Genomic DNA, 1,974 nt, shown 5'->3' with positions numbered 1-1,974 from the left:
TAAAGCCACCTGTCTTAGCCAGCGCAAAGCGCTCCAAGAACGGTGCTTCGTTGAACAGCATGGTGAGGTTGGCGGCAAAACGGGGCATTAGATTCCTTTGAGTTCAATCAATGCAAAAGAATTGATGTTATCAAAGAAGCTAATAAATTTCTGTGGGCAGCCAGGGTTGTCACTTTAAGTGAAATTTGGCATAAAAATACGCTAATATCACCATAGAAATACTTAATATTAAGGAAAGTTATGAAAATTAAATTCGCCCCAATTGCTATCGTAGCCGCCGCTTTATTGGCAGGTCCAGCATTAGTGATGGCTCAAACACCTGTTGCGAATGCAATAGTTGTTGATGCAGCCGTAACCAACAACATTTTCCAGTTATACGAAGGTAAGGTTACCAAGATTGATAAGAAAACGCGCACGATTTATTTTAAAAACAATGAAGGTGAATCTAAGTTTGTCGCTGGTCCTGAGATCAAGAACTTCGATCAAATTAAAAAAGGTGATCGCCTAAATGTTACCTATCAACTTGCTGTTGCGATTGAGCTAATTAAAACTAAGAGTGATGGCATTCGCAGCAAGGTAGAAACTTCATCTGAAGTAGCCTCAAAGCCAGGTGAAAAGCCAACGCGTACTATCACCAATACAACAACTATCATTGCTGACATTATTGATGTCGATCGTGCTAAAAAATTAGTATCGGTTAAAGGGCCAAGTGGCAAAGTTACCGTAGTAACAGTAAAGAACCCTCAACTCCTAGCTGACGTGAATGTAGGTGAACAAGTTAAGGTCATTTATTTTGATGCGATGGCTGCATCAATTACGACGCCTAAGAAGAGGTAAGGTATAAAGTAACTCGTTGTAAATGCAGGGATCTCATTTGAGCATTCGCATCTTATGGGTCCTTGCGCTCTTAGTCTTGCTCTCAGCATGCGCTAACACTACCCGCCCAGGAGCAGTAGGCATAAATCGCTCCCAATTCATGATGGCCTCTTCTGAAGACGTCAATCGCCTCTCTGCAGTGAGCTATAACGAGCAGAACCAGAAAGCAAAAGAAAAAAATATACTGGTCACATCTGGACCTACTTATGAGCGCTTGAAGTTGATTGCGAATCGGTTGATCCCACAGACCGAGGCATTTCGTGACGATACAAGGCAGTGGGATTGGAGGTTAACGCTGATTGATTCCCCTGCGCTCAACGCTACTTGCGCACCAGGCGGAAAAATTACTTTCTACACTGGGATTATTGAGCAGTTGAATTTAAATGACGATGAAATTGCTGCCATCATGGGGCATGAGATTGCCCATGCACTGAGGGAGCATGGTAGAGAACGCGTATCCCAAGCTGCAGCGCAAAATGTACTAGTCAATATTGCTATGGCTGTGGCAGGTCCCTATGGTTCTGCAGTCAGCGCCGCCAATCAAGTTGCTCAATATGCAATCGTTTTGCCCAACTCGCGAGAAAATGAGTCTGAGGCAGATGCCATTGGATTGGAGCTTGCGGCAAGAGCGGGCTATAACCCCATGGGAGCAATTAGTGTTTGGCAAAAGATGCTGAAGGCAACAAAAGATAAAAGCCCCCCAGAATTTTTATCTACCCATCCTTCTGGCGAAACCCGCATAGAGCAATTAACAGCACTAATGCCATCGGTTGAGCCTCTGTACAAAGCGGCGCCAAAACCAGCGCCTACTAAGAAGCTCTAAGAAGGATTTTATTGGAAAGAAAAAAGCCCCTTATGCAGGGGCTTTTTAAACTTACTTGGCGGAGCGGACGGGACTCGAACCCGCGACCCTCGGCGTGACAGGCCGATATTCTAACCAACTGAACTACCGCTCCAATACAGCGAGTGCTACTTGTGTCACTACTTACTACTCACAACTAGCCAAAAAATTTGGCGTCCCCAGGGGGATTCGAACCCCCGTACTCACCGTGAAAGGGTGATGTCCTAGGCCTCTAGACGATGGGGACCTGGACTACT

2 protein-coding genes, 2 tRNA genes and 1 pseudogene are annotated in these 1,974 nt (G+C 45.2%); 2 read left to right on the top strand and 3 right to left on the bottom strand.

All coding sequences use genetic code 11. From position 1 onward, the window contains the following. Positions 1 to 88: pseudogene (locus B7Y67_RS16340) on the bottom strand (hydroxypyruvate isomerase); the annotation flags it as partial. 152 nt (positions 89 to 240) lie between these two features. On the opposite strand from B7Y67_RS16340, the gene B7Y67_RS16335 reads away from it, so the two are divergent. Both B7Y67_RS16335 and B7Y67_RS16330 read left to right on the top strand, forming a co-directional pair. Continuing rightward, positions 241 to 837 carry a hypothetical protein gene (locus B7Y67_RS16335; protein WP_293599534.1) on the top strand — a complete coding sequence of 199 codons (597 nt, stop codon included), beginning with the start codon at positions 241 to 243 and terminating at the stop codon, positions 835 to 837. Between the two features lie 139 nt (positions 838 to 976). Next, positions 977 to 1,699 carry a M48 family metallopeptidase gene (locus tag B7Y67_RS16330; RefSeq protein ID WP_293599533.1) on the top strand — a complete coding sequence of 241 codons (723 nt, stop codon included), beginning with the start codon at positions 977 to 979 and terminating at the stop codon, positions 1,697 to 1,699. Between the two features lie 56 nt (positions 1,700 to 1,755). Here B7Y67_RS16330 and B7Y67_RS16325 read toward each other — a convergent pair. Then, a tRNA-Asp gene (locus tag B7Y67_RS16325) sits at positions 1,756 to 1,832 on the bottom strand. Positions 1,833 to 1,888: 56 nt separating this feature from the next. Further along, a tRNA-Glu gene (locus tag B7Y67_RS16320) sits at positions 1,889 to 1,964 on the bottom strand. Positions 1,965 to 1,974 lie beyond the last annotated feature (10 nt).

The sequence above is a fragment of the Polynucleobacter sp. 35-46-11 genome (assembly GCF_002281105.1).
Note: the sequence above shows the minus strand (reverse complement) of the source record. Positions and strands in the feature narration are given on the sequence as shown.

Excerpts from the sequence above, each read along its gene's own strand:
- B7Y67_RS16335 (WP_293599534.1), top strand. The coding sequence starts at position 241 with ATGAAAATTAAATTCGCCCCAATTGCTATCGTAGCCGCCGCTTTATTG.
- B7Y67_RS16330 (WP_293599533.1), top strand. The coding sequence starts at position 977 with ATGATGGCCTCTTCTGAAGACGTCAATCGCCTCTCTGCAGTGAGCTAT.